Here is a 17,099-nt window from a genome sequence, read left to right as displayed (position 1 = left end):
TCCCATACCCGTCGCGCAAACCCAGTTTGCGGCAGGTTTCCAAGGATAGGCAGCCATGACTGAAGTTTCGGAAAACGGTCGCTACAACATCGAAGTGCTGGATAACGGTCGATGGGTCGAGCTGTCGGAAACGACGACGCTCCACGCCGCGATGCTGCGCGCCCGTGCCCTGTTCGGCCTCGATAAGACCCAGCCGGTGCGCGTCGTCGCCCATCTGCCCCAGGGGGTTCGCAGGATCTATACTCTGGTCGCCAAGCCGCTGGAGACTGAATATGTCTCGCGGACCGCTGGCGCCCAGCAGTTTGGCCGCAAGATGCTGGCGCTGGTCGGGCTTGGCGTCGCCGCCTCCGCGCTTGCCATGATCGGGGCCACCATGTCCTCGATCATCGGCAACTCCGGTCCGGCTTTCCGGATGATTGCCTTCTGATTTCAGTACCCGCTGGTAAGTACTTCAAGGCCCCGCACTGCGGGGCCTTTTTGTCTTCCCGCGGTCGGTATCTTTTAGCCAGTCACTTCCTTGAGCTTCGCCGCCATACGTTCGGGCGTCGTCTCATGGGTGAAGTTGGTGATGAAGCGACCATCCGGGCCCATGAGATAGACGATGGAGCTATGGTCCATCAGATAGTTTTCCTGGGTTTTTGTCGCTTCATTCTTCTTGAAATAGGAGCGATAGGCCTTGGCGGCGGCAGCCGTCTGAACGGGCGTGCCGGTCAGGCCTTCCAGGGTGGGATAGAACTGCGGCACATATTCCTTCATCAAGGCCACGGTGTCGCGTTCAGGATCGATGGTGATGAAAAGCGGGGCGACCTTGGCGCGCTGGGGTTCGGGGAGCTGGTCCAGGGCATCGGCCATGACCGAGAGGGCGGTCGGGCAGACGTCCGGGCAGAAGCTATAGCCGAAGTAGATCAGCATGAAGCGGCCGCGATAATCCTTGTCCGTGACCGTCTTGCCATCCTGATTGACCAGTTCGAACGCCCCGCCGATGGCGGGCGCGCCAAAAGAGCCTTTGTCGCTTGCGCTCAAAGGGCCATCTTCTTTGGCAAACAGGATCGCGACGATTGCACCGATGCCCAGGGCCGCTATGGCAAGGCAGGAAATGATGATGGCTTTAAAACGTTGCGGCGTCATGAAGGGTCCCCATCGAGTTCGCGGGACAGCTCCAGTACCTCCCGACCTTTTGCGGTGAGGATATGGCCCTTACCCTCAGCCCGGATCAAGCCTGCTGCGCCAATTTCACGCAAGGACGCGCGCAGTCGCCACAGCGGCAGGCTCGCGGTCTGTGCAAGGGTCGCCTCGTCCTCCGCCCCCGCCTCCACAGCCGTCAGTACAGCACGGGCAATGCGGGTCAAAGTGCCGTCGGGATTGAGGCAAGCCATCAGCCTTTTGGCTGCCTCAATCGATAGAACCAATCGTCGGCCGTCGGATCGGCTGCGCGCACGCGGGCCTCTTCGATCGTGCGGGGGGCTGGTTCGATGGCCTTATCACCGGGCTGCCAGTTGGCCGGGGTCGCAAGGCCCTGGGACGTGGTGAGCTGCAGGGAATCCAGCAGACGCAGAACCTCCGGGATGCTGCGCCCCGCGCTCATCGGATAATAGATCATTGCCCGAACGACGCCGTTCGGATCGATGACGAACAGGCAGCGGCTCGCCTCGGTCTTGCTTTCCCCCGGCATCACCATGCCATAGGCGGTGGCAACCGCACGGTTGTGGTCGGCGATCACCGGGAAGTTCACCCGCACGCCGAACTTCTCTTCCAGGCGTTGCAGCCAGGCCAGATGAGCGTAGATGCTGTCGATGGACAGACCCAGCAACACCGCACCGCGTTTCTCGAATTCCTCCTGCGCACGGGCAAAAGCCAGAAACTCAGTCGTGCAAACAGGTGTGAAGTCGGCAGGATGGGAGAAAAGCACCAGCCAGGAGCCGCTGAAATCGCCCAAGGCGATGCGACCATGGGTGCTGTCGGCTTCAAAAACCGGGGCGGGCATACCCAGGCGTGGCAGCCCGGAAACGGAAAGGGACGGATGATCGCTCATCCGTCCCTCCTAAACCGAAGTGGCTTTACTGGCAAGCAGGCCTTTATGTCGGCCTATTGCGCCGAGGCCAAGGCGGCCTTCAGGGCATTGGCGCTGGCATTGTCGAACTGACGGTCGACAGTGATCGAGCGCGTGGTCGGGTTGCCGCCGTAATAGGCGCGGTTCCACTCCTCGCGCGGGGTCAGCACACTTCCTTCGAAGGCGCCGCCGCCATAGAGGCCGGAGGCCTTGGAGTAGGCATAGATGTCCTGGCGCAGGTTGACGGTGGTCGAGGCTTCGACACCCGCGCCGACGGGGCCGACAGCGACACCGGCATCGACGCCCAGCTTCATCGAATTATTCAGGATCTTCCGCAGGCCGCCGTCGGTCATGATGATGAACATGACTTCCGACGATTGTGCACCGATCTGCAGGCCGATGGAGCCCGAGCCCATGCCGAAGAAGGCCGGCGAGGACCAGGAGCCATCGTTGCCTTTCAGCAGCAGGACACCGCTGCCGCCTTCACCGCCCAGAATGAATCCGGCCTTGAAGAGATTGGGGAAGACCAGCACGCCCTTGGCACGGGCGAGCAGCGAGTTGATCGGGCTTTTCAGGTTATCGTCGTTGCGCAGGCTGTCGACGGTGATCTTGGCGCGATCGACCAGCTCCTGCTGATCATTGGCCAATGCCGGTCGCGTCAGGGCCATGGCGCCAAGCAACAGTGCGGCAATCCAAGTCGTCAGTCGAAACATCTAAGCGCTCCTCAATCTTAACGGGCCTTTACCTTGGCCATGGCAATATTGCTTTAACATTGCGGCAGGTATGGGGCGGGTATTGTTACTTTAGTTTAAGGGAAAGACCGGCAACGACCAGGGTGACATCCCCTGCAATCGCCGCCAGCCGCTGATTGAGCGACCCTGCCGCATCGCGGAAGCGTCGGCCCAGCGGCGTTTCCGGCACGATGGCCAGCCCGACCTCGTTCGTCACCAGCAAGACAGGCTGTGCGGGAGAGGTCAGGCGGTCCGCCAGCGCGCGGCTTTCCGCCATCAGATCAGCGCCCGCCAGCAGGCGGTTGGACAGCCAGAGGGTCAGGCAATCCACCAGAATAGGGCGCCCATATCCTTCTGCCCGGTCGAGAGCACCGATCAGATCGTGCGGCTCTTCGATCAAGGTCCAATCGGCAGGGCGGCTGGCACGATGCAGAGAAATACGCTCTGCCATCTCTTCGTCCCAGATTTGGGCGGTAGCGATAAAGGTACCGCCGCCCATTGCGGTCAATCGTTCCTCGGCAAGGCGGCTCTTGCCGGAGCGCGCACCGCCGATGATCAGGCTTGTCGTTGCCCGTGCCCCGAAAGGGACATCACTCATAGCGCGGTTGCTGGCAAAAGCGGGCCGCCAGCGATAAGGCCACGCGATTGCGCCGTCAAACCGCCAGGAGTGCCGCAGGCCGTGCAGCGAGTCGACCAACTGCTGGCGCCACTCCCACAGGAAACGCAGTGCCAGGCGGGCTGCGGCTGTTCGGCCATTGCCTTCACGCGCCAGGCATCGGCTTTGGCCAGATCGTTATGTTCCGCCATCTCCAGTTCAGCCAGAGCGCTATAGACCCGGTGGCGGGTGGCGGGGTCGCTTTCGGCGGCCAGCAGGTGGCGTCGCGCTTCGCCCCACAAATGGGCCCGCCGGGACAATTCGGCGATCACCAGATGGCTTTCGGCGCGCTCGGGTGCGGTCTTCAGCAGCGCATCGGCGCGGCTGGCGGCGGTCAGCGGGTTATCTTCCGACAGGGTCTCGATATAGAGGGCACCCAGGTCGGGATGAGCGGCGGCGTTCCAATGTTTTTCGATGAAGCTGCGGGCTTTGGCGGGTTTGCCCGACGCCAGCAGCGCCCGTGCCTTGATCAGGACGGCGGGGATCGCGTCGGGTGCATGTTTCAAGGCCGTATCCGCGGCGACCTCGGCCGTCGCGGCATCGCCGCCTGCCATGGCGCCTTCGGCTGCACCCAGGGCGACCAGTAGGCGATAGCGGGTGGCATCCTCGGGGCTTAGAACCTTGGCGGCGCTGGCGGCATCCACATAATCGCCCAAAGCCTGCCATTGGCCGATGCGGGCGGCGAGATCCACGGCGGTGGACAAAGCCCAGCGGGATTTCGGTTTCAGGCGGATGGCCCGTTCCACATGCTCCAGCGCGGCGATCAGATCACCGGACTTTAGGTCGGCGGCAGCAAGGCCGCGATGGCCCAGAAACGCCGTTTCCGGTCGCTCCAACATTGCTTCGAAGCTACGCCGGGCGGCAACTTCGTCGTCGTCGAGCATGGCAGCCTGGGCGGTGAGCAGCAGGGCTAGGGGCCGGTCGCCCAAGGCACCGAAACTCTTGCGGGCAGCCGAGCGCGCGCCTTCGGCATCGCCTGCCGCCACCGCGATCAACCCTTGGGTCAGGGCAGCAAACCCCGCGTCGCGTTTGGCAGCCTGACGGCGGCGATGCCAGCCGCGTGGCCCTGCCCGCACCAGGCGCCACAGCAGCGCGGCGCCATAGGCCAGCAGGGTCAGCAATAGAATCAGAACGATCAGCAGCGCGACGTTCGTTTCGATCCGCCAGCCGTGCCAGTCGATCCGCACAGTTCCCGGTTCATTGGCCAGATAGACCGCCAGGGCCACCAGCAGGCTGACTTTGACGCAATAAAGGACCAGACGTCGCATCGGATCACTCCTTGCCGGAGCGGGTGAGGGCCAGTTCCGTCAAGCGGGCGACCGCACCGTCGGCCGCGATCCGGGCGGACAGCTTGTCGCGCCAAGGGGCAACGGCCGCCTCGACCGTCGGTTCAAGGCCGGTCAGCAGAGCCGGAATTTCGGTCAGCGCCCCCGCCCCGAGCAGCGCTTCGGTGCGGGTCAGCTTGTCGTCCAGGCTGTCGCTAGGGGGCTTGTCCGTCCGGCGGATCGTTATGAGCCGCCCGGCAAGCCGTTCCACTTCGGCCCACCAGCCGATGTCATGGGCGACCAGTTCGGCGGTCTTGGCGGCACGGGCAACGGCCGGAAATTCATCGCGGAGGGCGGCGAGCGTCGGCAGGTTGCCAGCGATAGGGGTCAGGGTCGCCAGCGGCTCGTTGAAGTCTGCGTCGGTTCCGACCAGACGTTTCAAAGCCTGAACCGGCTCGGCAAAGCTGCGACCATCGCGGGCGGCGACGGCGATCTGGGCAGTGGCAAGCGCCAGATTGCCGCGCTGGGCAAGGTCGCGGACCTGTCCGCCAGCAGCAGCCTCGGCGGCTTCGGCCTTGCGGTTGACCTCTTCCAGACGGGCCAGCAGGGCGGTGACGGCGCCAGCGTCTGCGGCGCCCCGCATCCGCTGGTCCAGAGCATCCAAGCGGTCGCGCAACGGATCCAGATTGACCGCCGGAGCGGGGGCCTCTGCCGGGCGAGCCTTCAAGGCCGCGAGTTCCTGCTCCAGCGCGGCAATTCGGGCATCGTCGCTGCCGGCGTCGGCCGGTCGCGCAAGGCTGGGCCGCGCAGCAAAATCCTGTTCGATCTTGCGCAGACGATCCAGTAAAGCGGGGTCGGTCGAAGGCGTCGGAGTTGCGACAGCTGCGCTGGTTGGCGGGGTGGCTGGCGTCGGCAGAATATAGGGTTGCCAGGTGGAAACGGTTCCGGCGAGCAAGGCTGCCACCAGCCCGGCTCCCAACACACCACCGATGAAGCCGGGCACGAACCCACCGGAAGACTTTTGTCCTTCGGGAGCTTGCGCGGGTTTTACTACCTCGGGCTTGGGAGGGGTCGGTTTAGCCGCTTCAGGTTTTGGAGCAGGTGTCGGGCTGGGCACAGCTGCAGTCGGTTCCGCCACGGTGGTCTCTCCCAGTAAGGACAACAGGCTCTCGATATCCGGCTTTGCCGCCACGCGCTTTTTGCCGAACGGCAGCGCTGCCGCGTCGGAAACGGCGGGCGACAGGCAATAGGCAGATAATCTGACAGTGGATTTCGTCAATTTCCGGTCACGCACCAGCCGGGCAAAAATGGCGGCGATGCGGGGGCTGGTCAGAAGAATGCCATCCAGCTCGTCCCGGCGCAGGGCGCGCTCCAGCTCTTCGGGCAAGCCGTCGGCGGCCACTGCCTCATAGAGCGCTGCGGTTTCAACCTTGAAATCCGGCAGCAGAGCCTGGAAATCGACGGCCCGGTCGGCGCCACCCACATGGAGAAGCGGTCCAGCCTCGGGCTTCAGCGTCCGTCCGATCAGGGCAGCCAGCGCCCTGCCGTCGCCATCGGCGCTGACGACATCGCTGAAACCGGCGTCCTTCAGATGCTGGGCGGTCACGGCACCAACGGCCAGCAGCTTATTGGTCCGATCGGGAGTGGCTGCCGCAAGGGCGCGCGCACCGCTGGGCGATGTCACCAGCAGAGCTTGGAAGGCGGCGATGTCGGGAAGTGCTGTCTCGAGCGGCTGTATCGTCAGTAGCGGCGAAACAAGCGGGCGGTGTCCGGCGGCAGTGAGACGCGCCGCGAGGGTTTCAGCCTCTGGCAGGGGGCGGGGAATGACGAGGCGCAGGCCCGTCATGCCGCCGCGGCCTTTGATTTCAACCGCTCGCCCAGGCGCATACCCAAGGTTTCGGGCGCATCGGCATAGCCATGCTCCGTCAGGCGGTACAGGGTCTTGCCATCGGGGGTGACCACCGCGCCTTCCAGGGTCAGGCGATCCCCGTCCAACAAGGCGAGTCCGGCGATGGGGGTGCGGCAGTTCCCATCGAGCACGGCCAGCATCGCGCGTTCGGCCCGCACGCAGATATGGCTGGGGTGATGGTCGATGGCGGCCAGTAGTGCAAGGGTGCGTGCGTCACTGATCCGTGCCTCGATCCCCACCGCGCCCTGCGCGGTCGCGGGCAGCATTTCCCTGGGGTCGATGGCGACGGCGCCGGAACTTTGTGTCAGGCCCAGGCGGTTAAGGCCCGCCATCGCCAGGAAAGTCGCGGCGACGACGCCCTCATTCACCTTGCGCAGGCGGGTTTCCACATTGCCGCGCAACGGCTCGATCTTCAGATCCGGGCGCAGATGCAGGGTCTGGGCGCCCCGGCGCAGCGATGCGGTACCGATGGTGGCACCGGGCGGAATATCCGCCAGCGACTTATAAGGACCGATCAGTGCGTCGCGCGGATCCTCGCGTTCCATGATGGCGACGATCCCAAGCCCTTCGGGTAGGGCCGTCGGAACATCCTTCATGGAATGGACCGCGATATCAATCTCACCGCTGGCGAGCTGATCCTCGATTTCCTTGGTGAAAAGCCCCTTGCCGCCAATTTCGGACAAGGTGCGGTCCTGGATCAGATCGCCGGTCGTCTTGATGATCCGGATCTCGATCGCAGAGGGCAGGGCTAAATCGGCGTGAGCGGCGGCCAGGGCGCTGGCGACGGCCGTGGCTTGGGCGCGGGCGAGCGGGCTGCCGCGGGTGCCGATGATGAGGCTCGGGCGTGCTGTCATGACCGCTTCGTTGTAGGCGATGCCCCGACGACACGCAAGAAATCAGGAAAATCACGGCGGCGGGCGATCCGTTAAAATATTTTTTGGTTAATTATTTATTGCGAGAAAGGCGCCAAACGGCACGTCACCCTCTCCGTCCGCCTCTTCAGGTGGAAAGAGAGCGAGAGATCACCCTCTTGGGGCGAGGGAGCGCACCTTGAAGTATGCAAAGAATATGCGAATGCTAATACTCCTAGTGGGGCTTGCGGTAAATCCCTACCAGATGTGAGGGTTCGTCAACGAACACAGGAATAAAACCGTCAATTTAGTTTTGATTTTAAATATATTCAAAGGCGTTAACGTCATGGTAATAGTTGTGGAAACCAAGGCTTTGCCTCGGTGAATCCGGCTTTGCAATACCGTTCCACAAGATGTTGGAAAAATGTCACTTCCGGCGTATGCTTGTTGGAAAGGGAGATAGAATTGTCGACCATGTACAATGAACAGGACCGCGACGCACAGCGTCGGCAAATTGAGCAGAAGATGGATCGCACCCGGCAGGAAATTGACCGGATGCGTGTTGCGTCGGCGGCGGTAAAACTGGCGGATGTCGAGCGGCAATATAAGGCCCTCCTCGCCTCGTTCAATGACAAGACTATCCCCCGAGATTTCTGTAGCGAGCAGGCCGGCATTGCCAAGTCGATCGTGCTGACGACAGCCGGCAAGCTTTGCGATAATGCCCTGAACGCGGCACGCGAAGCCGCGATGATGAAGAACGACAAGGAAAAGAACAAACAGATCGCGATTGCCCGCGAAGCGCTGAAAAAAGCGATGGAAATGGGCGCCGAAGACGGCATGCGGGAGATTGTTCAGAAAAAGATCGACATCATCGGCGAAACCGGTGGCAACTGGTTCGAAGGGCCGACCAAGGCCAAGCCGGGCGAAGCAACGCCCAAGATGGTGAATTTCGCCAAGCAGGAGCGGCGTGGCCACAAGCGCTTCACCGAACCGACCCTGACGATCAAGATCGGCGAGACCAACTGCACGTCCTTCAACTGGTCGATCGGCGGTCTGTTGATCCAGGGCCTGCCGGGCAAGCTGCCGGTCGGCTATGAAATGCAGATCGAGTTTGGAGCCGAAGGCGGCATCAAACATCCGGCAACCGTCCGCGTCATGCGGATCGAGGAAACGGAAAACGGCAACCGCTTCGGCGTGCGCTTCCTGCGCTCGACCCGCGCCGGGTTCGAGTTTTTTCAGACTCTCCTTCGCACCCACGGCGAGCGCGGTTAACGGCGCTCGCCCAGAAGCACGACCTGCGTCGTTGCCCGAAGTACTCGGTGCTCACGTACTCAGAGTACGCTCCGCGCCTGCGTTCTTCTGGCGCCTAGCATCTCATGCTTCTGGCCTTCGCTTCTAAAGCTTCAGACAAGAACCGTCATCCTCGGGCTTGACCCGAGGATCTCATGTGGCCAAACCGCGTCGAGGGGCCTATTCCGCTGCTTCCGCGACCTTTGGCACCTGCGGCTGGAAGGCGGTCACGGTGACATGGCCGTCCTCGACCGTGATTAGCTGGCTTTCATCGACGGCATGCCAGTTCTCCGTCCCGGCGGTATCCAGCGGTTCTGATAGAACCAGCACCGATCCGTCACCTTTGGTGAAGCAGCAGTTGCCCTCTTCGACCGTGATGCAGCCGCCGACACCATAATAGAGGCTGGGCGACTGACGGTCGGATGAATGGCGCAGGGCATAGAGGCGCTTGCCGTCCGAAACCGCGCAGGTGATGCGCAGCGGATCGGTCACATTATGACGGCGCATGGCCGCTTCGATGTCGCCGACCGCGCGGGAGAATGCTCCCACCGGGTCGGTTTCGAGGCCGTGGCCGATCAGCAGGTAAAAGAACAGCTCGCTATCGGTGGAACCTTCGCGGGAGGGATAAAGATCCTCGCGGATCTGGAACTCCAACGTCCGGCGCACGGTCTCGTAACCGCCGATCTTGCCGTTGTGCATGAACAGATATTTGCCCCAGCGGAACGGATGGCAGTTCACGCGGCTGGTGGCGGTGCCGGTCGAGGCGCGGACATGGGCGAAGAACAGATTGGCTTCGATCTGTTCGGACAGGCTGCGCAGATTATCGTCGTTCCAGGCCGGGCGGATATCGCGATAAAGGCCCGGGGTATTCTTTGCACCATACCAGCCGACGCCAAACCCATCGCCGTTGGTGGCGACCACACCCTTGCGGCATTGCAGGGACTGATTGATCAGCGAATTCTGCGGCTCGAACAGCAGACGGCTCATGAAGATCGGTTGTCCGCTATAGGCAAGCCATCTGCACATAGATCGGCGCCCTCCCCCAGGCTGCGCTAGTTCATCACGATCATTAAGCACATGACATTTCAGTAAATACAAGGCGGGAAACTGCCAGGGACCTTAATTCGCGGAAAGGTCGTTCGTCTGGCGGCGATCTGCGTCGTTGCTCGAGATGCTCGGCCCTTCACGTACAGAGGTACGCTCCCGCGCGCGTTGCGCGCTGGCATTTACGATAGGCGGCAACGCCGCCGGGTCCTGCGCTCTCAAGCGCCTAGCAGCTCATCGACCAGCCTTCACTTCTAAAGCTGACAAAAAGAACCCGTCATCCCGGACTTGATCCGGGATCTCGTCTAGCCGAGCCGCGTCGCCTTTTTCTTGCGCTTTAGACGCGAAGGCGCAGATGGCCCCTCCCGCCGAGCGTCACCCAACGGCGCCGATTTCGTAGGTGATGGCGGTGCCGATCCGCCGCAGGATTTCGAACCAGCTTTTCATCGGGCGGAAAAGCTGTTCGTGCTCCTGTTCGTAGGTCTGGGCGCTGCCGCCCTTGTAGGTGGCCGGCTCGCCGAAATCGAGGCCCGCCGGATCGCCGTCATGGCGGTCGGGGAAGATTTCCTCCAGCGCTTCCACCACGGGTTCGATATCCAAGTGGACAATGCGGGCGAACAGTTCCTCGAACGTCAGGCCATGCTGGGGCGAGAAATCGGGGATATGGGTGCCGAGCAGCAGAATCCGATGGATCAGCGCCACGCGGATAGAATGCAACAGGATCAGCACGGCGCGCTGCTCCTCCCCCACGCCGACCAGCGGCTTGCCGGAGCTTTCGGCGCAGAGGCGCAGGCTTTCCCGAAGCGCCAGATAGTCGGCCTGCAGATGCCGGAAGACCTTGGACAGGCGCGCGTGCAGATCCAGACGCTCCAGGTGAGCGGCGACGGCTTTCAATTCCTCACGCCGGGCGGGCAGCTTGGTGCGTCCCGCGCGATTGAGCCACATGCCGGGATCGAGCGTGTCGATATAGGCGCGCAGCACATCGAGGTCGGAGACGGAGGCGGCGAATTCCACCATCTGCATAGCGCGGGCAAAGCGGGGCGAGGTGGCCCGCAAGGCGCAGAACTGTTCGGGCTCCTTGCTGGTCGCACGCCCCAGACCGCCGACGGTATTGGCCAGCAGACCCATCTGCTGCAGCACCCCGTTGTTCGGGATGGCGCGCAGCTGCGAGGGATGGGACAGATCGGCCGGGCGACCCAGGTCATGCTGACGCTTCACCGGCCGCGAGCCGGTCTTATAGAGCATGTTGGTGCCATAAACGCCCAACAGCGTGGCATAGTTCGGATCTTCGACCAGATCGCTGAAGTATTGTTTGATCGCCGCAAAAAACTCGGTCGTATAGTCCGGGTTGGCATAGATCGGATCGTCGGCGGCTTCGCGTTCTGGGGCCAGCACGCTTTCCAGCACCCGGGCCAGGCAGGCAAAGGCCAGGTCGGGCTGCAGGAAATAGACGTAGCCGTCGCCGCCCTGGAAAGAGCTTTCCTCCTTCACCTGGATATCATGCAGCACAAATTCCGACCGGCTGACCGGCGGGGCGAGGTAGCGCAGGCGGTCGGCCATGGAAACCGGATGGCCGCCGCGGCCAATCGATTCGCCGTGGGTATTGAACAGCACCACCTGGATATGGTCGAGGCCATGGCGCGCCAACACCGAGGCCAACCGCATGCGCAACCGTTCGATCCAGAAAGTGGCCGCCGTCTGACCCAGATAGCGCCCGCTGTCGGAAAAGCCGAACTGAACACACAGTTTGCCGGTCTTCTTGACATAGGCGCGATAATGGGGCGAGCGCAGGGCTTCTTCGATGATCTGGTCGCCGCGCTCCAGGGCCGAAATGGTCTCGAACAAGGGCGAAATTTCCAGGCGGTCTTCAAGACCGAAGAGCCGTGCATAATAGAGCGCGACCAACAGCGTGAAGGCGCTTTCCGTTTCGGCGATCAGGAAGCGGATCGGCGTTTCGGCGTCGATATGCTTGGCCAGTTCCGCGATCATCATGAACATGCGCTTGGCCGACGTCTGCTCTGCCATCAGCGAGCCGAGGTTCACCGTGACCGGCTCGGCACCCGCAATCAGATCATTGATGGCATTCAGGTAAGAGCGGCGATAGGTTGGGTCATCGGCCCCCGTCTCCAGCCCCACTTGCTTGCGGATAGCATTATGCAGCTGGGTGGAATTCAGGCGGAAATGGCTATGGCCCAGACCAAGCCCATGACCTGCGAGGCTTGCGCGAAGCCCGACGAGGCGTTGGGCGATGACGCCATCCTCGGTCGCATCCAGGGCACGAGTCGCCAGCTGCACCAGACGTGCGGCATCGGTCAGGCCACTCTCCTGTCCGCCGACCAGGGCGCGGGCGAAGCGTTGGGCTTCGGGCAGATTCCCAGCAGCATCCCGGGCGACCGCGATCTGTTCTTCCGTCTGTTTGGCGGCCAAGGCCAGCAGGCTGTCGATCAACTCCAGCACGGCCCCTGCCGGAGCGCTGCCGATATCCTTGATGAGGGTCGCGACCGTGCGACGATGGCGCCGCAGTTGCGTCAGCTTCACCTTCAGGCGCAGGCGCAGCGTATCGGCCCAGGTGATATCAGCACGCCCGTCATGGTCATAGCCGACCCAGGTGGCCAGCGAGATCAGCTGCGGATTGAGCGCGCGCCACTCGTTGGGATAGATCTCCTGCGCAATCTCCAAAACCAGCCCATGGACCTTCTCGAGCGCGCTCTGCGCATTGGACAGGGCTTCCATGGACCAATCATGTTCGGCGTTGAGCGTCAGGGCGGAGGGCGGGCGATGTTCGCCGGTGGCCGCTTCGGCAACCAACTTAGCACGCGCGTCCTGGCTCAGTGACGCCCCAGTAAGATCGCGGCCTGCACCCAATTGTGCCAGCACCCGTGACAGCTCGAGGTTGGTTGAGAACGTCGGATGGGCGGTGAAGACCACACCATAGTGCCAGCGCTCAATCGACGCCCGGAACCGCTCGAACGGTACCGGCGGCAGTTCGGCATCGGGTTGCGCCAGGGCGCGGATCAGCGACCGGATGCCGGCAGCATTCCGGTCGGGATCGGTTTCGCCGACGTAGGTGCCGATGCGCTTGGCCTTGTCGAGGAAAGCCGTGGTGGTGAGGCGCTGAACCAACTGCTCGACGGCCGATGGTGTGATCTCGTTTTTATCCAGGCGGCGCGTCAGATCCAGCGCCAGCATCAGGATGGGGTCGCCGAAGGGATCCACTTCCGATCGTTCGCGATAGTCCTGTAGCGTTTCGCGCAGCGAAGCTTCAAGCACGGCGGGATCAGCCATGGTGTCGACGGGAAACAGGCTGGCCTCCGGCAGCAGCGGAGTGGTTTTGCCTGCGACCGGGGGAGCCGGAGGCAGGTCGGAAACCTTATGTCGCTGCGGGCGGGCCATGACGCGTATCCCTCTGCTGAATTTCAAGGCACCTACAATGGGGCGAACGCTATTGCAGCGCAACGTAGTTTTCTTACGGATAGGCTTCAGAAAATTGTCTTAAGGGTTTAGCTTAAGTTGGTGTCGATTTCTTAAGGATTCCATGCCATTGTGTCATTGAACCTCAAGTGAACGGTGAGATTGTGGTCAAAGTTACCCCGTATGACGCCTTGCCTGTTCCCAGCCTGAGTCCCGAAGTGAAACGGGCGGCAATGGAGGCTATGGCTGTTTCTCCCAGCCGTCTGGCCCGCGCCGAATGCACCGTTGAAGCGCTTGTGCAAGTTCTGGTTGCTGCAGGTGCTTTGCAGCCGGGTGCCGTGCATCGGGCGTTTGATACGGTTTTCACCACCGCCTTCTGCGATGCCGCGACCCGAACGGGTCATGCCGCCCACATCAAGGATCTGTCAGGCGTGTCGGCGGAGGTCTATCTCGACATCATCGGCGACCTCTCTTAGAGGGCGCTCGCCCGGAAGGGCCATCTGCGTCGTTGCTTGAGGTGCTCGGATCCTCACGTACAGGAAGTACGCTCCGGTCCTGCGCTCTCAAGCGCCTAGCATCTGGCCCTTCCGACCTTCGCTTCTAAGCTTCAAATAGAGTCTGTCATCCCGGACACCGCGCGCTTTGCGCGCTAGCATAGATGTTGGGCGGCAACGCCGCCGGGCCGGGATCTTGCGTGGCCAAGCCGCGTAGATCAGCCTTTTCCGCCTGTCAAAATCCCGTCAGCGCTTGGCGTACCTTGCTGCATGCAGCCGGTCCAGCGCGGCCTTCAACTCGTCATCCTGCACTGACTCCAGGTTCGGCGCGGCATCGGGCGGTCTGATCGCTCCGGTTGTGCGTTTACGGCCTTTGGGAAGCGGCAATATACCTTGTTTTAGCTGTAGTTTTGTTACGGCATCAAAACCAAAGTACGTATTCAACTGTTCAAGAATCTGCGGCTCATAATGCTGAATGGTGAGAGCGGTGGCGCTGGACACCAACACCACCAACGTCGCTTCACCTGATTTCAGATTACGGCGAATTTCTAGAGGGCGGGCCATATCGCTCAAATCTCCAGGAACGATCTTGTCCCAGTCGACGAGGATGCGGGTGTTTATGAAACCTCGGTCGAGAGCGGCTTTGCGTGTCATCGGTGCCGTAACCCAACCAATGCGACGAGCACCGGCCACCGTCGGCTGCCGTTGCTCTGCGTCCCAACGCTTGAGACGCCAGGCCGCGATGTCCTGAACATCCTCGAGCGTGACATCTTCGGGTAAATCGATCTCACCCTGTTCGATTAGGTCCTGAACATGGGTGGTCCCTTCTGTGGTGAGGCTATGTCCTGGGTATTTCTTTCCCGGCATCCGGGTGAGCAAAGTCATGCCTCCCGCACGCAGTTCTTTTAACAGGCTCAAAGTCGTCGCGAAGCGATATCCGGCCGCCTTGGCGACATCAAGGGTACCAACAGGGCCAAAGCGATACAGTATCAACGCAATTCGTTTCTCGCTGAACTCCCGGCCTTCGGGCGATAGGGCAAAAGCATCCCCCGAAATTTCCCCGCTGTCATCGATGGGCAATTCCGCATTATCGTGCCGGTCGATTTTCTCGTCCGCCATGGCCGCCTTTGAGGTTTCTTTTTCGTGTCAGCCGACAATAGGGCCTGGACCGCCGCATATCCAGCCGCCCGTCACGCCGAACTGCTGCTCGACTGGTACGACCGCCACCGCCGCCGCCTGCCCTGGCGTGCGCTGCCGGGTGAGCAGGCTGACCCTTATCGGGTCTGGCTGTCCGAAGTCATGCTGCAGCAGACGACCGTGCAGACGGTTGCCAGCTACTTCGTCGACTTCACAACACGCTGGCCCAAGGTGGGCGATCTTGCCGCTGCTCCCTTGGACGATCTCCTGGCGCGCTGGGCCGGGCTTGGCTACTACGCCCGCGCCCGCAACCTGCATAAATGTGCCCAGGCCGTAGTTGCGCGCCATGGCGGCGTCTTTCCATCCGATCCGGAGGCGCTGCGGGCGTTACCGGGCATCGGCGATTATACGGCGGCAGCCATCGCCTCCATCGCCTTCGATGTATCTGCGGCGGTGATGGATGGGAATGTGGAGCGCGTGATCGCGCGCCTGTTCACAGTCGAGGATCCGCTGCCAAAATCCAAACCGGCCCTCAAAGCCCTGACCGAGATGCTGACGCCGTTGAAGCGCCCCGGCGACTATGCCCAGGCGATGATGGATCTGGGCGCGACGATCTGCACGCCCAAACGTCCTGCCTGCGGTCTCTGCCCCGTGCGCGGTCATTGCGCGGCCTGGGTGGCGGGAACCATGGAGCGCTATCCCCTGAAAGCGCCTAAAGCCGACAAGCCGACGCGTCATGGTGTCTGTTATGTGCTGATGCGCAAGGATGGCGCGGTGCTGCTGCGCAAGCGCCCGGAAAGCGGCCTGCTGGGCGGGATGCTCGAATTCCCCGGCACGGTCTGGACTGAAAGCGCCCCGACGGTCGAGGCGATTGCCGCTGCAGCGCCGATCAAGGCCGACTGGCGGGATCTCGCCACCGGCATCCGCCACACCTTCACCCACTTCCATCTGGAACTCAGCATCCGCGTCGCCCAGGTCGGACTCGGCTACCCCAAGCTAGGTCGCTGGGTAGCCTTCGAGAAGCTAGGCGATGTAGAGTTGCCGACGCTATTCGCGAAGGTGGCAAAGCGCGTATTGAAGGGGTAGGCGTTCGTCCGGCGGCGATCTGCGTCGTTGCTTCCCGTGCTCGGTGCTCACGTGCTCCAGCACGCTCCGCGCCTGCGCTGGCAAGCGCCTAGCAGCTCATCCACCGGCCTTCACGCTTGCTGACAGGGCGGAGCGACGCAGTTTGGCTACACGAGATCCCGGATCGGGTCCGGGATGACGAGGTCTTTCTTACTGGGCTTTAGAAGCGAAGGCCGGAGGGGCTAGATGCTAGGCGCCTGAGAGCGCAGGCGCGGAACGTACTTCCTGTACGTGAGCACCGAGCACCTCAGGCAACGACGCAGATGGTCCCTTCGGGCGAGCGTCTTAGTGTTCGAAGACGTCGCCGGTCCAGCCGAGCAGATCAAGTTCGGACCGCGTCGGCAGGAAGTCGAACATGGCCTTGGCGAGATGCTTGCGGCCTTCGCGCTCCAGCGTGACGTCCAGCTTGGTCATCAGCGCATGCAGATACAGCACGTCCGAGGCGGCATAGGCCATCTGTTCGGGCGAAAGATCGCTGGCGCCCCAGTCGGAGGATTGCTGCTGCTTGGAGATCTCGACCCCGGTCACTTCCTTCAGCAGATCCTTCAGGCCATGGCGGTCGGTATATGTGCGGATCAGGCGCGAGGCGATCTTGGTGCAATAGACCGGCGCGGTGACGACGCCCAGGTGATGCAGCAGCACGGCAATATCGAAGCGGGCGAAGTGGAACAGCTTCAGAACCTTGGGATCGGCCAGCAGGCGGGCGAGGTTCGGGGCTTCCATGCGCCCGTTCTTGCCGGGCATCGGCATCTGCACCAGATGGGCATTGCCATCGCCTGACGACAACTGAACGAGGCACAGGCGGTCACGACCGACATGCAGGCCCATCGTCTCGGTATCGATCGCCACCACGGGGCCAAGATCGAGGCCGTCGGGAAGATCGCCCTTATAGAGATGGTTCGCCATTGCTGCCGGTCCTTTGTTTGCTGCCGATTGCGTTGCCTAATACTGCTCTACAGCAAAAGGCCTGAAAAGCAAAACGGCCGTGGAAACCACGGCCGTTCTGTTTTGGTGCCCAGGAGAAGACTCGAACTTCCACGTCGTTTCCAACACTAGAACCTGAATCTAGCGCGTCTACCAATTCCGCCACCTGGGCGACGCGTGGCGGGTTTTTAGGCGACCTGGAGGGGGAGTGTC

The 17,099-nt window shown here is 62.2% G+C and carries 16 protein-coding genes and 1 tRNA gene; 4 read left to right on the top strand and 13 right to left on the bottom strand.

Annotated features, from left to right (window positions below; genetic code table 11):
* Positions 1 to 55: 55 nt before the first annotated feature.
* Positions 56 to 427: a hypothetical protein gene (locus tag ACFSM5_RS10590; RefSeq protein WP_379876333.1), complete on the top strand. Its 372-nt coding sequence runs from the start codon at positions 56 to 58 to the stop codon at positions 425 to 427.
* A 74-nt stretch (positions 428 to 501) separates the two neighbouring features.
* Here ACFSM5_RS10590 and ACFSM5_RS10585 read toward each other — a convergent pair whose 3' ends face one another.
* The 8 genes from ACFSM5_RS10585 to hemC form a co-directional block, all read right to left on the bottom strand.
* Positions 502 to 1,128 (bottom strand): SCO family protein, encoded by a 627-nt coding sequence (locus ACFSM5_RS10585; RefSeq protein WP_379876332.1) that lies wholly within the window; start codon positions 1,126 to 1,128, stop codon positions 502 to 504.
* Positions 1,125 to 1,376: a hypothetical protein gene (locus tag ACFSM5_RS10580; RefSeq protein WP_379876331.1), complete on the bottom strand. Its 252-nt coding sequence runs from the start codon at positions 1,374 to 1,376 to the stop codon at positions 1,125 to 1,127. The genes ACFSM5_RS10585 and ACFSM5_RS10580 overlap by 4 nt, the downstream gene beginning before the upstream one ends.
* Entirely contained in the window at positions 1,376 to 2,032 is a 657-nt protein-coding gene (locus ACFSM5_RS10575; RefSeq protein WP_379876330.1) for a peroxiredoxin, read from the bottom strand. Before ACFSM5_RS10575 ends, ACFSM5_RS10580 begins: the two co-directional genes overlap by 1 nt.
* Before the next feature lie 53 nt (positions 2,033 to 2,085).
* Positions 2,086 to 2,763, bottom strand: coding sequence for a lipid-binding SYLF domain-containing protein (locus tag ACFSM5_RS10570; protein WP_379876329.1), 678 nt, complete (start codon positions 2,761 to 2,763; stop codon positions 2,086 to 2,088).
* Positions 2,764 to 2,848: 85 nt separating this feature from the next.
* Positions 2,849 to 3,379: a bifunctional adenosylcobinamide kinase/adenosylcobinamide-phosphate guanylyltransferase gene (gene cobU / locus ACFSM5_RS10565; RefSeq protein WP_379876328.1), complete on the bottom strand. Its 531-nt coding sequence runs from the start codon at positions 3,377 to 3,379 to the stop codon at positions 2,849 to 2,851.
* Positions 3,376 to 4,704: a heme biosynthesis HemY N-terminal domain-containing protein gene (locus ACFSM5_RS10560; protein ID WP_379876327.1), complete on the bottom strand. Its 1,329-nt coding sequence runs from the start codon at positions 4,702 to 4,704 to the stop codon at positions 3,376 to 3,378. Before ACFSM5_RS10560 ends, cobU begins: the two co-directional genes overlap by 4 nt.
* Positions 4,705 to 4,708: 4 nt before the next feature.
* Entirely contained in the window at positions 4,709 to 6,547 is a 1,839-nt protein-coding gene (locus ACFSM5_RS10555; protein ID WP_379876326.1) for a uroporphyrinogen-III synthase, read from the bottom strand.
* Complete coding sequence (gene hemC / locus ACFSM5_RS10550; protein WP_379876325.1) at positions 6,544 to 7,464, bottom strand: hydroxymethylbilane synthase; 921 nt, start codon at positions 7,462 to 7,464, stop codon at positions 6,544 to 6,546. The genes ACFSM5_RS10555 and hemC overlap by 4 nt, the downstream gene beginning before the upstream one ends.
* Positions 7,465 to 7,935: 471 nt before the next feature.
* On the opposite strand from hemC, the gene ACFSM5_RS10545 reads away from it, so the two are divergent.
* Entirely contained in the window at positions 7,936 to 8,733 is a 798-nt protein-coding gene (locus ACFSM5_RS10545; RefSeq protein ID WP_379876324.1) for a PilZ domain-containing protein, read from the top strand.
* 198 nt (positions 8,734 to 8,931) lie between these two features.
* Here the strand turns inward: ACFSM5_RS10545 and ACFSM5_RS10540 are convergent, their stop codons facing one another.
* Entirely contained in the window at positions 8,932 to 9,777 is an 846-nt protein-coding gene (locus ACFSM5_RS10540; RefSeq protein ID WP_379876323.1) for a class II glutamine amidotransferase, read from the bottom strand.
* A 393-nt stretch (positions 9,778 to 10,170) separates the two neighbouring features.
* Positions 10,171 to 13,188 (bottom strand): phosphoenolpyruvate carboxylase, encoded by a 3,018-nt coding sequence (locus ACFSM5_RS10535; protein WP_379876322.1) that lies wholly within the window; start codon positions 13,186 to 13,188, stop codon positions 10,171 to 10,173.
* Between the two features lie 167 nt (positions 13,189 to 13,355).
* On the opposite strand from ACFSM5_RS10535, the gene ACFSM5_RS10530 reads away from it, so the two are divergent.
* Positions 13,356 to 13,682 (top strand): hypothetical protein, encoded by a 327-nt coding sequence (locus ACFSM5_RS10530; protein WP_379876321.1) that lies wholly within the window; start codon positions 13,356 to 13,358, stop codon positions 13,680 to 13,682.
* Between the two features lie 264 nt (positions 13,683 to 13,946).
* Here ACFSM5_RS10530 and ACFSM5_RS10525 read toward each other — a convergent pair whose 3' ends face one another.
* Entirely contained in the window at positions 13,947 to 14,819 is an 873-nt protein-coding gene (locus ACFSM5_RS10525) for a DUF721 domain-containing protein (RefSeq protein WP_379876319.1), read from the bottom strand.
* Between the two features lie 24 nt (positions 14,820 to 14,843).
* On the opposite strand from ACFSM5_RS10525, the gene mutY reads away from it, so the two are divergent.
* Positions 14,844 to 15,923, top strand: a complete 1,080-nt coding sequence (gene mutY / locus ACFSM5_RS10520) for an A/G-specific adenine glycosylase (RefSeq protein ID WP_379876318.1) — start codon at positions 14,844 to 14,846, stop codon at positions 15,921 to 15,923.
* Positions 15,924 to 16,247: 324 nt separating this feature from the next.
* Here mutY and ACFSM5_RS10515 read toward each other — a convergent pair whose 3' ends face one another.
* A complete protein-coding gene (locus tag ACFSM5_RS10515) occupies positions 16,248 to 16,868 on the bottom strand; it encodes a ribonuclease D (RefSeq protein ID WP_379876316.1) in 621 nt (206 codons plus the stop codon).
* Between the two features lie 103 nt (positions 16,869 to 16,971).
* Positions 16,972 to 17,058, bottom strand: a tRNA-Leu gene (locus tag ACFSM5_RS10510).
* Between the last annotated feature and the right edge of the window lie 41 nt (positions 17,059 to 17,099).

It is taken from the genome of Lacibacterium aquatile (assembly GCF_042683105.1).
Taxonomy (GTDB): Bacteria; Pseudomonadota; Alphaproteobacteria; order Elsterales; family Elsteraceae; genus Lacibacterium; species Lacibacterium aquatile.
This window is presented reverse-complemented; position numbering and strand designations above follow the sequence as displayed.

What these genes read in the sequence shown, in the direction of transcription:
- ACFSM5_RS10590 (WP_379876333.1), top strand. Translation starts at nt 56, where the DNA reads ATGACTGAAGTTTCGGAAAACGGTCGCTACAACATCGAAGTGCTGGAT.
- ACFSM5_RS10585 (WP_379876332.1), bottom strand. Translation starts at nt 1,128, where the DNA reads ATGACGCCGCAACGTTTTAAAGCCATCATCATTTCCTGCCTTGCCATA.
- ACFSM5_RS10580 (WP_379876331.1), bottom strand. Translation starts at nt 1,376, where the DNA reads ATGGCTTGCCTCAATCCCGACGGCACTTTGACCCGCATTGCCCGTGCT.
- ACFSM5_RS10575 (WP_379876330.1), bottom strand. Translation starts at nt 2,032, where the DNA reads ATGAGCGATCATCCGTCCCTTTCCGTTTCCGGGCTGCCACGCCTGGGT.
- ACFSM5_RS10570 (WP_379876329.1), bottom strand. Translation starts at nt 2,763, where the DNA reads ATGTTTCGACTGACGACTTGGATTGCCGCACTGTTGCTTGGCGCCATG.
- cobU (WP_379876328.1), bottom strand. Translation starts at nt 3,379, where the DNA reads ATGAGTGATGTCCCTTTCGGGGCACGGGCAACGACAAGCCTGATCATC.
- ACFSM5_RS10560 (WP_379876327.1), bottom strand. Translation starts at nt 4,704, where the DNA reads ATGCGACGTCTGGTCCTTTATTGCGTCAAAGTCAGCCTGCTGGTGGCC.
- ACFSM5_RS10555 (WP_379876326.1), bottom strand. Translation starts at nt 6,547, where the DNA reads ATGACGGGCCTGCGCCTCGTCATTCCCCGCCCCCTGCCAGAGGCTGAA.
- hemC (WP_379876325.1), bottom strand. Translation starts at nt 7,464, where the DNA reads ATGACAGCACGCCCGAGCCTCATCATCGGCACCCGCGGCAGCCCGCTC.
- ACFSM5_RS10545 (WP_379876324.1), top strand. Translation starts at nt 7,936, where the DNA reads ATGTACAATGAACAGGACCGCGACGCACAGCGTCGGCAAATTGAGCAG.
- ACFSM5_RS10540 (WP_379876323.1), bottom strand. Translation starts at nt 9,777, where the DNA reads ATGTGCAGATGGCTTGCCTATAGCGGACAACCGATCTTCATGAGCCGT.
- ACFSM5_RS10535 (WP_379876322.1), bottom strand. Translation starts at nt 13,188, where the DNA reads ATGGCCCGCCCGCAGCGACATAAGGTTTCCGACCTGCCTCCGGCTCCC.
- ACFSM5_RS10525 (WP_379876319.1), bottom strand. Translation starts at nt 14,819, where the DNA reads ATGGCGGACGAGAAAATCGACCGGCACGATAATGCGGAATTGCCCATC.
- ACFSM5_RS10515 (WP_379876316.1), bottom strand. Translation starts at nt 16,868, where the DNA reads ATGGCGAACCATCTCTATAAGGGCGATCTTCCCGACGGCCTCGATCTT.